A 14,637-nucleotide genomic window follows, 5' to 3' on the forward strand; every position below is an offset into this window, starting at 1 on the left:
AAATGCGGGCGTATCTGTGGGCGGCGTTGGTTGCGACCACGGCTGTTGGTTTTGGCGGGGCGGCCAAAGCCCAGTCCTCGTCGAACCCTTTTTCAGGCATCTCGGGCTGGTTCAGTCGCGATAGCCAGTCAGAAAGCCCGGTGTCGCTGTCCTTCGATGTCACAGGCGGGACCGAGCTTGAAAGCTCATTGAAAAACACCTCGCTGATTCAGGAGGCGTTGGATGAAGACCGGACCACAGGTCAGGATATTCTGGCCGCGGCACGCGCGGATTACGCCCGGATATTGGGCGCGCTTTACGATGAGGGCTATTATTCCGCGCTGATCTATATCCAGCTGGACGGTGTCGAAGCGGCCGAGGTTGCGCCGCTGGACGCGCCCGATGTCGTCAAAAATGTCGTGGTCCGGATCGATACCGGCCCGCAATTCAAGTTTTCGCGGGCCGAAATTGGTCCGGTGGCGCCAGACAGCGAAATTTCGGATAAATATCAACGCGGTCAAATCGCCGGCACCGGAACCATCAAATCGGCAGCCAATGCAGCGCGCGATGGATGGCGGAATTATGGTCATGCCAAGGCCGACGTCTCATCCCAGCATATCGTGGCCGACCACAATCAGAATACCGTCGATAGCCAGATCGGGATGGCACCCGGTCCGGTCGTGACTTTTGGCCGCCTGAACTCGACCGGAAACCAGCGGCTCAGCACCCGCCGTCTGCACAAGATCGCCGGTCTGCCCGAGGGACGGCGTTTCGACCCCGAAGAGATCGAGGATGTCCGCAAGCGCCTGCGCCGCACAGGCGTGTTTTCCGCGATCACCCTGGAAGAGGCCGATCAGCTTGGCCCTGGCAATACGATGGATGTGAACCTGACCGTGGTAGAGCAAAAGCCCCGCCGCATCGGCGCAGGCTTTGAGATTTCGACCACCGATGGCACGCTGCTGTCGGCCTATTGGATGCATCGTAACCTGCTTGGTGGTGGCGAGCGGTTGCGATTTGATGCGCAGGTTCAGGATATCGGATCAGACACCAGCGGTCGGGACGAGGAACTGACCGCCCGTCTGGATCGCCCGGCGACCATCACGCCCGACACGACCGCCTATCTGGAAGCCTCGATCGCGCGGATGCGGGAAGAGGATTACGATTCGGATAACGGCGCGATCGGCATCGGCTTCAACCACATCTTCAACGACAAATTCACCTTCGACATCGGGATGATGTATGAATTTTCCCGTGTTTATGATGATCTGGGTGAAACGGACTTCAATGTTCTGGCGTTTCCGATGGCGGTCATGTGGGATCGTCGCGACAATGAAAAAGACCCGAAGAACGGCTATTATCTGACCGGCGATGTGAAGCCTTTCAAAGGGTTTGACGGCACAGGTTCCGGCTCTCGCGTGGTTGGTGAGGCACGTGGATACTATTCGCTGGGCATGGATGACCGCTTCACCCTGGCGGGTCGTGCCCGTGCGGGCAGCGTGCTTGGCCCCAATATCGAAGATACGCCGCGCGATTACCTGTTCTTTTCGGGCGGCGGCGGGACCGTGCGGGGCCAGCCCTATGAATCGCTGGGCGTCGAGGAAATTCAGGGGCCGAACGGGCCGATCAAGACGGGCGGGATGAGTGAGGCGAACCTTAGCACCGAGTTCCGTTGGCAGGTTCGCGAAAGGATCGGCCTTGTCGTCTTTGCCGATTATGGAAAATTATGGACCGAGGATGGCTGGTCAGGCGAAAGCGACTGGCATTCGGGTGCGGGTGTTGGTGTTCGCTATGCGACGCCGATCGGTCCGCTGCGCCTTGATGTCGCTGGCCCGACGGGCGGCGATACGGGCGAGGGTGTTCAGCTTTACCTGGGCTTGGGGCAGGCATTCTGATGCGTAAGATCTGGCTGGTATTATTCTCTCTTCTGTTCCCCGCAATGGTCTGGGCGCAAAGCGCTGCCGAGATTTCTGAACAGGTCGATGACGACCGTGGCTTCCTGACCAACTTGCTGGAACGAAACCTGTCGGGCGCGGGGCGTTCGGTGGTGATTGATGGTTTCGAAGGCGCGCTATCATCGCGCGCGACCTTTGACAGGATCACGATTTCGGATGACGACGGGGTCTGGCTGACGTTGAATAACGGTGCGATTCAATGGACGCGCTCGGCCTTGTTGCGGGGCCGTGTGCAGATCGCCGAATTGTCCGCCGAAGAAATTCTGCTGCCCCGTCTGCCGGGCGCCGGCGATGAGGTCCCACAGGCCGAAACCCGCGAATTTGCGCTGCCCGAACTGCCGGTATCGCTGAATATCGACAAGATTACTGCCCAGCGGGTTCAGCTTGGCGAACCCGTCATTGGTGTTGCGGGTGCCATTTCCGTTGATGGCAGCATGAACCTTGACGGTGGCGAAGGTCACGCGCAGATGAACATTCAGCGCCTTGACGGCCCGCGCGGTGAGTTCGTTCTGGATACGGGCTATTCAAACTCGACCAAGATCCTGAAGCTGAACCTCAATCTTGACGAAGATGCGGACGGTATCCTTGTCAATATGGTTGATCTTTATGGCAAGCCTTCGGTTGACGCGACCATCAGCGGCGAGGGCGCGATCACAGATTTCGTTGCCAATATCGAACTGGCCACCGACGGACAGCCACGTATCACCGGTCAGATCAGTGCGACTGGTGCAAATGGTCCGGACGGATCGCCCGGCACGCAATTCAACTTCAATCTGGGCGGAGACGTCGCATCGCTGCTAAGCCCCGATAATCGCGCATTCTTTGGCACCAATACACAGCTGAAGGCCCAGGGATGGCGTGGCGAAAGCGGCCGGATGGAAATTCCGGAACTAACGATTTCAACCGAAGCCTTGTCCATGGATGGGTCGCTGTCCACAAACGATCAGGGCGCACCACAAAGCGCGAATATGCTGATCACACTGGGTCGCGACGCTGGTGCAACGGAAGTGCCGGTCGCCCTGCCCTTTGCCGGCGATGGCGCCACGGTCGAAACCGGTCGCGTGACGCTGGAATATGATGCCAGCAAAGGGTCCGGCTGGAAGCTGACGGGAAATGTCGGCCAGCTGAACATGACGGCAACGCAGATCGGATCACTGGATCTGAACGGCGCGGGCGAGGTTGCGCTGAATGGCGGTGCGCTGGAAGGGATTACCGGCAACATCCAGTTCGGCGGCACCGAGATTGCCTTTACCGATCCCGGTCTGCGCGACGCTGTCGGCAATGAGATTCGCGGCTCATCCGATTTCGATTTCACGCCCGGCAATGCCGTTGAATTTTCCAACCTGCGCATCGACGGCACCGATTACGGTATGACGGGGTATTTTCTGGTCTCTGGTCTGGGCAGCGGTATCACCTTGTCGCTGGAAACCAATGCCCGCTATGACGATCTGTCGCGGCTTTCGACAATATCGGGTCGGAAGATGACCGGTCGGGCCGATGTGGCGTTGATGGGGTATTACGTCATGCTAACGCGTGGCTTTGATATCGACGCCACGGTGACCGGCAACGACATTTCGATGGATCAAGATCAGGTGGACCGCCTGCTATCTGGTGAATCGACGATCGAGCTTGCCGCCCGCCGCGATGAACGCGGGATCGAGTTGGACCACTTGACCGTGAATGCCGAACGCCTGACGGCCGAAGCAAAAGGTTTCCTGAACAGCGATGCCAGCGATGTCACCGCCACGATTTCCATGCCCTCCCTGGAAGGCGCGGATCCGGATTTTTCGGGCGAGCTCCTGGCCGAGGCCAAGCTGACCGGGCCGGATGGCCAGCGCCGTTTGACGATCGATGGGCAAGCGACCGATCTGCGACTTGGAATTGATATGCTGGACAATGCGTTGCAGGGCCGAACGGAACTGAACGCAGCAGCCCAGCAATCGAACGAAGGCTTCACACTGAAAACATTCAGCCTTTCCAATCCGCAGCTTAATGCCTCGGGCGAGGGGCGGTTTACGCAGGGCACGCTTGACGCGACCACGAATTTTGCGGTGCCGGATTTGTCTGTTCTGCAAAGCGCGTGGACGGGTGGCTTTCAGGCGCAGGCCAAGCTGACCGAGCGGGACGGGACGCGGTTCATCGATCTGACAGGCACCGGTTCCAATCTTAGTCTGGGTCAAAAGAATGCGGCGGGCACCCTGACGGGCGAAACGAAACTGACTGTTCAGGCCGAAGAAAAAGGCGGCGTGATTACGCTGCGTGACGTCCAGATGACCAATGATCAGATGAACGCGACGGCACAGGGTGTCTATGGTGACGGCGTCACCGATGTGACTGCCAATGTCGATATCCGCTCTTTCGCGTTCATGGGGCCGGGATGGCGCGGTTCACTGCGGGCTGATGCCAGCTTCAAGGAAGCGGCCCAAGGACAACGTCGGCTGGAACTGACCGGAACCGGGCGCGATCTGGCATTTGGTCAGGCGCAGATTGATGGCGCATTGGCCGGCGAAACGCGCCTGACGGTGGTTGGAGCCGAACAGGATGGCGTCTTTATCATCGAACAGGCGCAGGTGGAAAACCCGCGACTGGCAGCGACCGCAACAGGCCGGGTCGGGGGTGGGCAAAGTGACGTGACCGCGCATCTGGATGCGCAGGATCTGCGGTTTCTGGGCAATGGAATCAGTGGCGCGGTGACAGCCGACGCGCATCTGATCGAGGAAGACGGCACGCGCCGGATTACGGCGAAGGGACAGGCGAATGGTCTTTCGGTCAGGCAGGCGCAGGCGGATGCGCTGCTGGCGGGCAGGACCACATTCGATGTCGCCGCGACGCAAGGCGAAACCGGCATTTCGGTGCAGCGCCTGATCGTAGAGAACCCGCAACTTCAGGTTCGGGCAGACGGCGATACGACAAGCGGCATGAATGTCGCCGCACGCCTGTCAGATCTGGCGCTGTTGAAACCTGAATTTCCCGGCCCCGTAGAGGTTGACGGAACGGTTCGTGAAGATGGCAGCCGTTTCATCGTCGATCTGAATACGACCGCCCCCGGCGATACACGATTGAATATCGCGGGCACCGCTGCGCGCGATTTTTCGACCGCCGATCTTGCGATCACGGGGACTGGTAATGCGTCGATCGCGAACAGCTCGCTTCGGACGCGCAGTATCCAAGGGCCGGTCAGGCTTGATCTGCGCCTGAATGGCAGGCCATCATTGAATGCCCTGTCGGGTCGCGTTGAGCTGACGAATGCCAGCATTTCCGATCCGGGGGCCGGGATCGCGATCGAGGGATTGAACGCGACGGCCGATCTGAACGGTGGCAGGATCATGGTCAACGCCGCCGGTCAGGTCGAGGCCGGGGGTCGGATCGAAGTGACCGGACCTGTCGATCTGAACAATGGCACCGCGCTTGATCTGGTGATTATTCTGGACGGCGTGATCGCGCGTGATCCAAATCTGTATGAGACCGAAATCAACGGACGCCTGACGATGGTTGGCAACAACGCCTCGGGTCCGCTGATTTCTGGCCGGATCGATCTGGGCACGACCGAGTTTCGGATTCCCTCGACCGGATTTGGCGGGGCCAAGGAAATTCTGGACATCGAACATATCGGTGATACGCGGCCTGTCCGCGCAACCCGAGCCAAGGCCGGTCTGGAGGAATATCCCAGTCAGGCGTCAATCGACGCAGGCATGGCCGCGCCGCCGTCAACCCCGCCATCCGCGCCACCCCGCCTGGATCTCTTCATCAACGCGCCGCAGCAGGTCTTTGTGCGCGGGCGGGGCGTCGATGCAGAACTTGGCGGAACCCTGCAGGTTCGGGGCACGACCCGGAACGTCATCCCGATCGGACATTTGGAGCTGATCCGGGGCAGGGTGGATCTTCTGGGCAAGCGCTTTGATCTGACCGAAGGGTTGGTGGAACTGCAAGGCAGCATGATCCCCGTGATCCGATTGGTGGCGGAATCCAACAATGACGGGATAACCACGCGGATCATCATCGACGGAGAGGTTCGCAATCCCGATATCAACTTCCAGTCGTCGCCCGAAATGCCGGAAGAAGAGGTGTTGTCGCAGCTTTTGTTTGGACGGGGTCTGGACAATATCAGCGCTTTGCAAGCCGCGCAGCTTGCCAATGCCGTGGCCGTTTTGGCGGGGCGTGGCGGTATCGGCGTCATCGGCAATCTGCGCAGCCGGATGGGGCTGGATGATCTGGATCTTGCAACGGATGACGACGGCAACGTGCAATTGCGCGCCGGTAAATATATCAGCGATAACGTTTATACCGATGTGTCTGTCGGGGATGATGGCAAAAGCGCGATCAACCTGAATCTGGATATTTCAGATAGCTTGCGAGCGCGCGGGTCGGTGGGAAGCGACGGCGACAGTTCGATCGGGCTGTTCTTCGAGCGTGATTATTGACGGCCGAAGCGGGCGGGCTGGCGAAGCGGGCGGGCTGAGTTCAGCCTGTCCTGACCACCGCGGCCAATGCCTGCAACTCAAATGTATCATCTGCCTGAATGGGCAAATCAGAGCTACGGAAACGAACCATCTGACGCCCGACGCCCAACGGCGAGACGGACCATTGCAAAAGCTGGCGATTCGGCCCGAACATCACACCATTGTCCCGCACGGCACCGTCCGGGTTGGCGGCCAGGCGTTCCTGCAGGGCGGTAAAGCCCGGTCCGGGTTCGATCTGTTGTTGCCACGCGCCCAATGACGCACTCATCGACGCCGTAGGTTGGCCCCAAAGATCGCGATAAGCCTGGTTTGTCATGATGACCTGATCCCCCGGGGCAAAGACGATCAGCGCGTCCTCGATTCCATCCAGGACATTCGTGCCCAGCGACAATTCCGCCCGGAACTTGCGGGTCAGGGATATTTCCGAGGTGATGTCTTCAAACAGGAACGCAACCGCTCCGTCAGGATGTGGACGGCCGGTGACGCGATAGGTCTGACCGCCGGGCAGGGACCATGTTTCGACATGACGTCCGGTTGTCGCCGCGTTTTCCAGGTTTGCCATCTGCTGACGCCAATGGCGGTAATCCTTGGGTTCGGGGACCATCCGAAGCTCTCGCAGCTTGTCCAGAAAGTCGAAAAGGGTAGGGCGCGCCGTCAGAAAACCGGCGGACAGGCCGGTCAGGTCGATCAGTGACGGGTTGAAAAGCTGCAAATGCCGTTCGCGGTCAAAGATGGCCAGGCCGATGGGCAGATCCGCAAAGGTTTTCGTCAGCGTCTGAACGAATTCTCGCAGGCTGCGTTCGGCACGGACCGCGGCATCGGCAGGTACCGCAAAAAGCATCGTCGTTTCGTCGCCGACCTTATGCGTATGGCAGTCATACCATGACACCACACCATTATCCTCCAGAGACGCGCGCCGGGCCGGAGAGGTGCCACCACCGGGCACAGGGGCCGGTGGCTCCATGAGTTTTGGCAGAGGCCATGACACCGGGGCCTTCATCTGTGTCTCGGCTTGACGCAGATAGGCGGCATTTGCCCATGTCACCCGTTTGTCATGATCCTGACGCCAGACCAGCATTGGGGTCTGATCCAACGCACGGCGCAGCAAATCCAGCTCTTCTTCCATCGCTTGCTGCGACATCGAATCGACGATGATGCCCGAACCGTCAGCCTCGGGATCGGTAATACTGATCCTGATAAGCCCATCATCGACGGCTTCCGCGACAAGGCGCAGGCTGGCGCTGCCCATGCCTGTGTCGCCCTTCAGCTCGACGCGACCGAAGCGCGAGACTTGTTGTAACTTTTCTTCTGCATTCAGAAAACGGGGGGCCGCCCATCGTATCAATCTGGTCCAATCGGAACCGGATGAACCGGTCCGATCCAGCAGCGATTTTGCCGAGGATGTCGCGTCAACCAGACGATCACGCCTGAATAAGAAAACTATGGGCCGTAACTCGCCCTCAAGGCGATTTTTCCGATTGGCACCGATGCGATTCTTGCGGCGATTATCCACCCATCGGATCACCAGAATCGCCGCGATAAGCGAACCTGTCCCAGCAATAATTGCGACGAAAATCAGCCAAAAACCTTGCAGCGACAACTTTGCGATCCCTCGTTAATTGAAATCAATCATAGGGAGAGTAAATTTAAAAAACAGTTAAAAAGCTATGGATCAAATGATGGGTTCTCGCCCAGCGGTATGCGGCTGTCAGCGCCAATGCGATCCATCTGCCAGCGGACAGTGACGACAGCGCCCGGCCCTCCATTGGCAAAGGTCAGCGCCGCGCCCGAACGTTCCAGCAATGTCTTGGCGATAAACAAGCCAAGACCCATTCCGTCGTAGCCATTCCGTTGCTGTCCGGTTCGACGGCTGGTTACAAACGGATCGCCAATCCGCGCCAGCATCGCTGGCGAATAGCCGGGACCGTCGTCGCGAATGGTCACGGTGATCTGGTCGTCGCCGGAACGGACCTCGATGACCACACGCGTCCGGGCAAAATCCACCGCGTTCTGGATCAGGTTACGCAAGGCGTGGATAATGCCCGGATCGCGCCGAATTTCCGGGCCAAAGCCACGGATCTCCACGACAGGCCCCCTATTTGCATGGGGATTTGCGGCGTCCTCCAGCACAGCACGGATTGGGGCGCTGCGCAGATGCAAATCTTCCTTTCCCGCACGACCCATACTGCGCAGGATCTGCGCACAGCGGTCTACGGATTCGCGAAGTGCGACCATGTCGGTGTGCAAATCTGACCGATCGCCCAGCTCGTCCGACAGTTCGCCGGCGATCAGTTTGATCGTCGCCAGCGGCGTTCCCATTTCATGTGCGGCAGCCGCAACGACGCCGCCCAGATGTTGCAGTCGTTGTTCCCGCAAAAGTGCCATCTGCGTGGCGAACAGGGCGGTCGATGTGGCATTGATCTCGGCCGATACGCGACGGGCATAGCTGGCAAAGAACACCACCCCGATGACCAGCGCGACCCAATGGCCCAAGGTCAGAACCGGTGCCATCCGAAGCTCATTTCCGGCGGCATCATGCAACGGCATGGCCAGGATGGACGCCAGCGAAATCAGGATAATAGTCGCCAGTCCCAGGGCGATCGTCCGCCGATTGTTCAGCGCAGTTGCCGCCACCATAACCGGGGCAAGGACCAGCAGAGCGAAGGGGTTGGACAAACCACCCGTCAATGCCATCAGCGCCGAGATCTGGACCAGATCGAAGGTCAGTTGCCAGGTTGTCTGACTGGCCGACATGCGGTGTTGCGGCTTCAGCATTTGCCACAGGTTCATGATGGCGGCTGCGGCGATCAGGGCCGATACCGGCGCGATCGGGAACTGAATCCCCATCACACGCGCGGCCATGACCGCTGCAAGCTGCCCCGATATGGCGAACCAGCGCAGCAGCACCAACGTGCGCAGGCGAACCGGCTCCAACTCGGGCGTGAGGAAGCTGTCGGTTGCGATTTCGGGTGAAAGCTTGGTCATACCAACCTCGGATGCGACAATAGCGACCTTGATACGTGGGCCGCAATACGCGATCAATGCGTGCCTTTGACAAGCTGGGAGCGATGTTGTGTCCGACAAGAAAATACTGGTGATCGGAAGTGTGGCCGCGGCCATCGTGTTGGTTGCAGGCGGGGTCTATGTCGCGCAGCGCGATACCGGCGGGGTGGATTTCGCCTCATGCCGGATCGGCAATGTGGCAGGCGGTATGGACAGCTTTGGCACGGAATTCCAACTGACGCGTGACGACGGCCAGCGCGTCTCGGCCGAGCAGGTCTTTACCAAGCCATCGCTTCTGTATTTCGGCTATACCATGTGCCCCGATGTCTGCCCGATGGACAGTGCCCGCAACGCCGACGCTGCCGCGCTTTTGAAAGATCAGGGCATGGACGTCCAGACCGTCATGATTACCGTCGACCCCAAGCGGGACACGCCAGAGGTTCTGAAGGACTTCACCGATCTGTTTTCGGAAGACATGATCGGGCTGACCGGCACGGACGAGGAAATCGCAGCGGTCAACAAGGGGTGGCGTAACTATTACCGGGCGAATGATCAGGAAGATGATGAATATTATCTGGTTGATCACATGACCAACACCTATTTGGTTATGCCCGGGAATAAGACGGTCGAGTTTTTCGCCCGCGACGTTTCACCCGAATTGATGGCTGAACGTGTGGGCTGCTTTGTCAACGCCATGGGATAAAGTTCGTCTTGCGTTTGATTCCCCCACTCGGGCAGCGTAAAGCTGCCTGTGAAAGGGCAAAACATGACAGACAAGAAGAACGCCTTGGATCTTGGGGCCGACCCGTCCCTTCTGTTGGTGGATGATGATGAGATGTTCGTCACCCGCCTTGCTCGCGCGATGGAAAAACGGGGATTCATCCCGCAGACAGCGCTTAGCGTCAGTGCCGCCAAGGATATGATTCGCGAATTTGCCCCGGCTTATGCGGTTGTCGATTTGCGGCTGGAAGATGGCAATGGTTTAGACGTTGTCGAAGCGCTGCGCGAGGCACGTGAAGATGCCCGGATCATCGTTTTGACGGGTTATGGTGCAATCGCGACGGCGGTTGCGGCGGTCAAAATGGGGGCGACCGATTATCTTGCAAAACCGGCTGATGCAAATGACGTCACTTCGGCATTGCTTTCAATAGGTGATTCATTACCGCCGCCGCCGGAAAATCCCATGTCCGCAGATCGTGTTCGTTGGGAGCATATTCAGCGGGTTTATGAACAATGTGATCGCAATGTCAGTGAAACCGCACGCCGTTTACATATGCATCGCCGCACATTGCAGCGGATTCTTGCCAAACGCAGTCCAAGATAAACATATCACCCCTTTGAAGCCATTAACTAAACGTATAGGTTCTGGTTACGGAATATAGAAAAGATTGGAAATGGCCTAAATGGACTACGACTTTGACAAGATGACGCTGAAAGAAATGCGTGATCTTCGGACAAAACTGGATCGTGCCATAAATTCGTATCAAGAGCGTAAGCGCCGTCAGGCGTTGGCCGCAATTGAAGAGGCCGCTCGTGAACATGGATTTAATCTTGCCGAGCTGACGGGCACCAAAACCCGCCGCAGCGGCACTGTTGCGCCGAAATATGCGAATCCAGAGGATCCTACGCTGACCTGGACCGGACGTGGGCGAAAGCCGAAATGGGTTCAGGAAAACCTTGATAAGGGTAAAAATCTGGACGATCTTTTGATCTGATTATGAAGGCCGCCATATCGGGCGGCCTTTTCAATTTACGTCCGATCGGCAACGCCATCTAAACTGCTGAGCAGCGTATTAAACCTGTCCAAATAGGCGACCCGCACCTCGGCCGGGGGGCGCAATGCAATTTTCAAAACCGAAAGAATCAGTTCATTTTGAATTGGAAATAAGCGCTTGGCTTCGCTTTCTGTGAATCCGGCTATTTGAACGGATTCCAGCGCGCGGATATTCGATCTGCCATCTTGATCTTTTTCTTGATCGCGGCGGGCAGGGCCGTAGGCAGTCCAAATCGCCGATGGATTGCAGCCATCAGACGTTCATCCATCGCCCGATATTCTCCGCCCAATGCGGATTTCACCGGAGAGATCATATCCCCGATGACATATTCCGGCGCATCGTGAAGCAATGCGGCGAGGCGCCATTTCGTCTCGATATTCGGGTTCAGCCGGGCAAATATCTCTTCGACCAGCAACGAATGTTCGGCGACAGAATAGGGCCAGTCGCCATGCGTCTGCCCGTTCCAGCGGGCGACGAAGGCCAGACCATGTGCAATGTCGGAGATTTCGATGTCAAAAGGCGTCGGATCAAGAAGGTCCAGACGCCGGCCCGACAACATCCGCTGCCAGGCCCGACGAGAGCTTGCGGCCATCCGCGATCAGGACAGGCGCTGATCGGCTGGTGCGCCCGCTTCGGTCTGTGCCTGGGCGCGACGCTGAAGTTCCTGGCGATACAGGGCAACGAAATCGACCGGGTCCATATTGAAGGGCGGGAAGCCGCCGTCGCGGGTCAGGTCCGAAATGATGCGGCGCACGAACGGAAACAACATGCGCGGGCATTCGATCATCAGGAACGGGTGCAACTGGTCCTCTGGCACGCCCTCGATGTGGAAAACCCCGCCGTAATCCAGCTCGGCCAGAAACATGGTCGAATTATCGCCCTTGTTGGTCGACGTGACGCGAAATTTCGAAATGACTTCATACTGATGTTCGGCGCCGCGCTTGCGGGCATCCAGGCTGACCTGAACCGTCATTTCCGGTTGCACTTCGCCTTGCGGTGCGCCCTTGGTGGCGACGGCATTTTCAAACGAAAGATCGCGAATATATTGCGCCAGAATCTGCATGCGCACCTGCGGCTGGGCGCCGGCTTCGACGCCGTTCGGTGTATTTTCTTCGGCCATGATGGTTCCTCGTAAATCCGGATTTGAACGTTATCTATCAGGCGGCGGTCTCAGTCTCAATGCCGCCCTCAATGCCGCCTCAATGCTGCGTCCATCCCGACTTGCCCGAACGCGGCGGCTGTTGATCTTCCGGGGGTTCCAGATCGGGGGGCATCTGGCCGCGTTTTACAGGTGGCTCATCCTCGACCACGTAGTCCCCTTCGATCACGCCGTCAGCATAGGGCGGGCGATAACCATAGCTGGTGGAATGCGCACGCGTGACCCGCACGCGACGCCCGAAATAGCCTATCACGGCATTACGCACGAAGGGAATCAGCAGCAACAGGCCGATGGTATCCGTAAGAAAACCGGGCATGACCAGCAGTATACCCGCCGTCATGATCATTGCGCCATGGGCCAGCGGACGCGACGGATCACGCACCTCGGCCAGGCTGCGTTGCGCCTCTAGCCACGCGTTGCGCCCTTGGCTGCGCATGACAACCACCCCCAGAACGGCGCTGAGAATGACCAGCGCCAGCGTTGGCCACAAACCGATGGCACTGCCCACCTGAATGAACAATGCGATCTCGATGATCGGCAACAGAACAAACACAGCCAAAAGCCACATGTGAAATAACCTCCGTGTGGGCGGGATAGCTGGACTTGCTGCCGCCCAATCCCTACATAATGACGCAATACGCAGATACCAACAAACCCTTCGCCACATGAGGCCTAACGAATGTTTTCCAGCCCGTTGCTTCAACTGCTTGCCTTGGCTGCAATCGCGATCTTTCTGATCCTGCGGTTGCGCAATGTCTTGGGCACGCGCGACGGGTTCGAACCGAAAGAGGTTGACCGGCCCGAAGCCGCGCGCGAGCGTTTCGAAGTCATCGACGGCACCGCGGATGAGATTGACGGAGATATTTTCGACCATACCGACGCTGGCAGCCCGACTGCCGAAGCCTTGCTGGCGATGAAGCGCGCTGAACCCTCCTTCTCTGTCGGTGATTTTCTGTCCGGTGCGAAATCCGCCTATGAAATGATCCTGATGGCCTTCGAAAAGGGCGATCTGACCGATGTTCGCGCCTTTCTGGATCAGCAGGTCGCCGATGCGCTTCAGTCTGTCATTGACGCCCGCGCTGCCAATCATCAGACGGTCGAGGCGCAATATCTGGGCACCCGTGAAACCGCGCTTGCCGGTGCCGAATTCGACAAGGCAGATGGGACCGCTGAATTGTCCGTCCGTTTTGTTGCCGAACTGATCGCCGCGACCCGCGATGCGGACGGCAACGTGATCGAAGGCGATCCGAAAGCGGCGCGTAAACAGCGGGATGTCTGGACCTTTGCACGCCGCATGGGTCAGGATGATCCGAACTGGCAGCTTGTCGCGACGAGCTGATGGCACGCAGACGACGGGGCCTGACGCCTGAAGAGCAAACGCTCTGGTCCCGCGTCGCCAAAACCACCACGCCGATAAATCCCAGCCGGGCTGCCAAGCCGGATGATCTGTCGCTGCGATCCGATAGCAAGCCCCGTCCCGTCCCGAAAAAGCCGATCCCCCGCTTTGACATTGGCGAATCAGCGGCGCTACCGATGCCAAGCTTCCCGCAATACGCACCGACCCCGGCCCAGCAATTGGCAGCCCAGCCGGTGCGGATGGACAAAAAGACCCATAAGCGAATGTCCCAAGGCAAGATGATGCCCGAGGCGCGGCTGGACTTGCACGGAATGACGCTGGCGCAGGCGCAACCGGAACTGATCCGCTTCATCATGTCCTGTCAGGCCAGGGGCCACCGGCTGGTTCTGGTGATCACCGGAAAGGGCAGGGGTGATCACGGTCCCTTGCCGACCCGACCGGGTGCGTTACGCCATCAGGTGCCGTATTGGCTGGCCAGCCCGCCGCTTCGCAGTATCGTTCAACAGGTGAATGCCGCTCACTACCGTCACGGGGGCGAGGGCGCGTATTATATCTATCTGAGAAGACCGGGTTGAACGCGCATGTCACAATGACTGCCAAACTGAACCTTTTAGAGGAAGCGTGCATATAGCCACCTCAACCAGCCCCTTGATCGAGACCCAAAACTACCTTCCGGAAGCATTTGATGAGAGGCAGACGGACGGTTTCAATCAAAAATCCGGCCCCTGATCGTCACATTCGAGAATCTTGATGGCCCCAAAAGCAAGGGGCGGGTCCATTCTGGAAAGGCCGGGGTGTCGATCCGCTACAGATGAGAGTTACCGAAATACTATCTGACCCTTAAGCAGATGCCGCGGGTTCAGGGCAGCGATTTGTTCATGTCAATCGGGTCGAGGATAACAGCGTTTCAGAAGCAAATTCCCGACCGTCAGCGGAAAGCCAGTGCTCCGCA

General features: G+C 58.5%; 11 protein-coding genes and 1 pseudogene. 7 read left to right on the plus strand and 5 right to left on the minus strand.

The features are described 5' to 3' along the window. The first annotated feature begins 2 nt into the window (after positions 1 to 2). A complete protein-coding gene (locus H4P12_RS06075) occupies positions 3 to 1,871 on the plus strand; it encodes an autotransporter assembly complex protein TamA (protein ID WP_187792760.1) in 1,869 nt (622 codons plus the stop codon). Then, positions 1,871 to 6,352, plus strand: a complete 4,482-nt coding sequence (locus H4P12_RS06080) for a translocation/assembly module TamB domain-containing protein (RefSeq protein WP_187792766.1) — start codon at positions 1,871 to 1,873, stop codon at positions 6,350 to 6,352. Before H4P12_RS06075 ends, H4P12_RS06080 begins: the two co-directional genes overlap by 1 nt. A gap of 40 nt (positions 6,353 to 6,392) precedes the next feature. Here the strand turns inward: H4P12_RS06080 and H4P12_RS06085 are convergent, their stop codons facing one another. Beyond that, a complete protein-coding gene (locus tag H4P12_RS06085) occupies positions 6,393 to 7,640 on the minus strand; it encodes a PAS-domain containing protein (RefSeq protein WP_187792773.1) in 1,248 nt (415 codons plus the stop codon). A gap of 416 nt (positions 7,641 to 8,056) precedes the next feature. Beyond that, positions 8,057 to 9,376 (minus strand): ActS/PrrB/RegB family redox-sensitive histidine kinase, encoded by a 1,320-nt coding sequence (locus H4P12_RS06090; RefSeq protein ID WP_187792781.1) that lies wholly within the window; start codon positions 9,374 to 9,376, stop codon positions 8,057 to 8,059. Between the two features lie 88 nt (positions 9,377 to 9,464). On the opposite strand from H4P12_RS06090, the gene H4P12_RS06095 reads away from it, so the two are divergent. The 3 genes from H4P12_RS06095 to H4P12_RS06105 all read left to right on the plus strand — a co-directional run bounded on the left by H4P12_RS06095 (position 9,465) and on the right by H4P12_RS06105 (position 11,109). After that, on the plus strand, positions 9,465 to 10,097 hold the full coding sequence (locus H4P12_RS06095) for an SCO family protein (protein ID WP_343069773.1): 633 nt from the start codon (positions 9,465 to 9,467) through the stop codon (positions 10,095 to 10,097). Between the two features lie 63 nt (positions 10,098 to 10,160). Next, complete coding sequence (locus H4P12_RS06100) at positions 10,161 to 10,718, plus strand: ActR/PrrA/RegA family redox response regulator transcription factor (RefSeq protein WP_187792790.1); 558 nt, start codon at positions 10,161 to 10,163, stop codon at positions 10,716 to 10,718. A gap of 79 nt (positions 10,719 to 10,797) precedes the next feature. After that, positions 10,798 to 11,109 carry an H-NS histone family protein gene (locus H4P12_RS06105; protein WP_187792792.1) on the plus strand — a complete coding sequence of 104 codons (312 nt, stop codon included), beginning with the start codon at positions 10,798 to 10,800 and terminating at the stop codon, positions 11,107 to 11,109. Between the two features lie 35 nt (positions 11,110 to 11,144). Here H4P12_RS06105 and H4P12_RS06110 read toward each other — a convergent pair. The 3 genes and pseudogenes from H4P12_RS06110 to H4P12_RS06120 all read right to left on the minus strand — a co-directional run bounded on the left by H4P12_RS06110 (position 11,145) and on the right by H4P12_RS06120 (position 12,896). Then, positions 11,145 to 11,761, minus strand: a pseudogene (locus H4P12_RS06110) (HD domain-containing protein). A gap of 6 nt (positions 11,762 to 11,767) precedes the next feature. Next, positions 11,768 to 12,289, minus strand: a complete 522-nt coding sequence (gene secB, locus H4P12_RS06115; protein WP_187792794.1) for a protein-export chaperone SecB — start codon at positions 12,287 to 12,289, stop codon at positions 11,768 to 11,770. Between the two features lie 79 nt (positions 12,290 to 12,368). Next, positions 12,369 to 12,896, minus strand: a complete 528-nt coding sequence (locus H4P12_RS06120; protein ID WP_187792795.1) for an FxsA family protein — start codon at positions 12,894 to 12,896, stop codon at positions 12,369 to 12,371. Positions 12,897 to 13,007: 111 nt separating this feature from the next. Between H4P12_RS06120 and H4P12_RS06125 the strand changes: the two genes are divergently transcribed. Both H4P12_RS06125 and H4P12_RS06130 read left to right on the plus strand, forming a co-directional pair. After that, positions 13,008 to 13,667 carry a Tim44/TimA family putative adaptor protein gene (locus tag H4P12_RS06125; RefSeq protein ID WP_187792796.1) on the plus strand — a complete coding sequence of 220 codons (660 nt, stop codon included), beginning with the start codon at positions 13,008 to 13,010 and terminating at the stop codon, positions 13,665 to 13,667. Beyond that, complete coding sequence (locus H4P12_RS06130; protein WP_187792797.1) at positions 13,667 to 14,260, plus strand: Smr/MutS family protein; 594 nt, start codon at positions 13,667 to 13,669, stop codon at positions 14,258 to 14,260. The genes H4P12_RS06125 and H4P12_RS06130 overlap by 1 nt, the downstream gene beginning before the upstream one ends. Positions 14,261 to 14,637: the final 377 nt, after the last annotated feature.

This window comes from Paracoccus amoyensis, from assembly GCF_014490725.1.
Classification (GTDB): domain Bacteria; phylum Pseudomonadota; class Alphaproteobacteria; order Rhodobacterales; family Rhodobacteraceae; genus Paracoccus; species Paracoccus amoyensis.

Coding starts and splice junctions, on each gene's coding strand:
- H4P12_RS06075 (WP_187792760.1), top strand. CDS start 3: ATGCGGGCGTATCTGTGGGCGGCGTTGGTTGCGACCACGGCTGTTGGT.
- H4P12_RS06080 (WP_187792766.1), top strand. CDS start 1,871: ATGCGTAAGATCTGGCTGGTATTATTCTCTCTTCTGTTCCCCGCAATG.
- H4P12_RS06085 (WP_187792773.1), bottom strand. CDS start 7,640: ATGGGCAGCGCCAGCCTGCGCCTTGTCGCGGAAGCCGTCGATGATGGG.
- H4P12_RS06090 (WP_187792781.1), bottom strand. CDS start 9,376: ATGACCAAGCTTTCACCCGAAATCGCAACCGACAGCTTCCTCACGCCC.
- H4P12_RS06100 (WP_187792790.1), top strand. CDS start 10,161: ATGACAGACAAGAAGAACGCCTTGGATCTTGGGGCCGACCCGTCCCTT.
- H4P12_RS06105 (WP_187792792.1), top strand. CDS start 10,798: ATGGACTACGACTTTGACAAGATGACGCTGAAAGAAATGCGTGATCTT.
- secB (WP_187792794.1), bottom strand. CDS start 12,289: ATGGCCGAAGAAAATACACCGAACGGCGTCGAAGCCGGCGCCCAGCCG.
- H4P12_RS06120 (WP_187792795.1), bottom strand. CDS start 12,896: ATGTGGCTTTTGGCTGTGTTTGTTCTGTTGCCGATCATCGAGATCGCA.
- H4P12_RS06125 (WP_187792796.1), top strand. CDS start 13,008: ATGTTTTCCAGCCCGTTGCTTCAACTGCTTGCCTTGGCTGCAATCGCG.
- H4P12_RS06130 (WP_187792797.1), top strand. CDS start 13,667: ATGGCACGCAGACGACGGGGCCTGACGCCTGAAGAGCAAACGCTCTGG.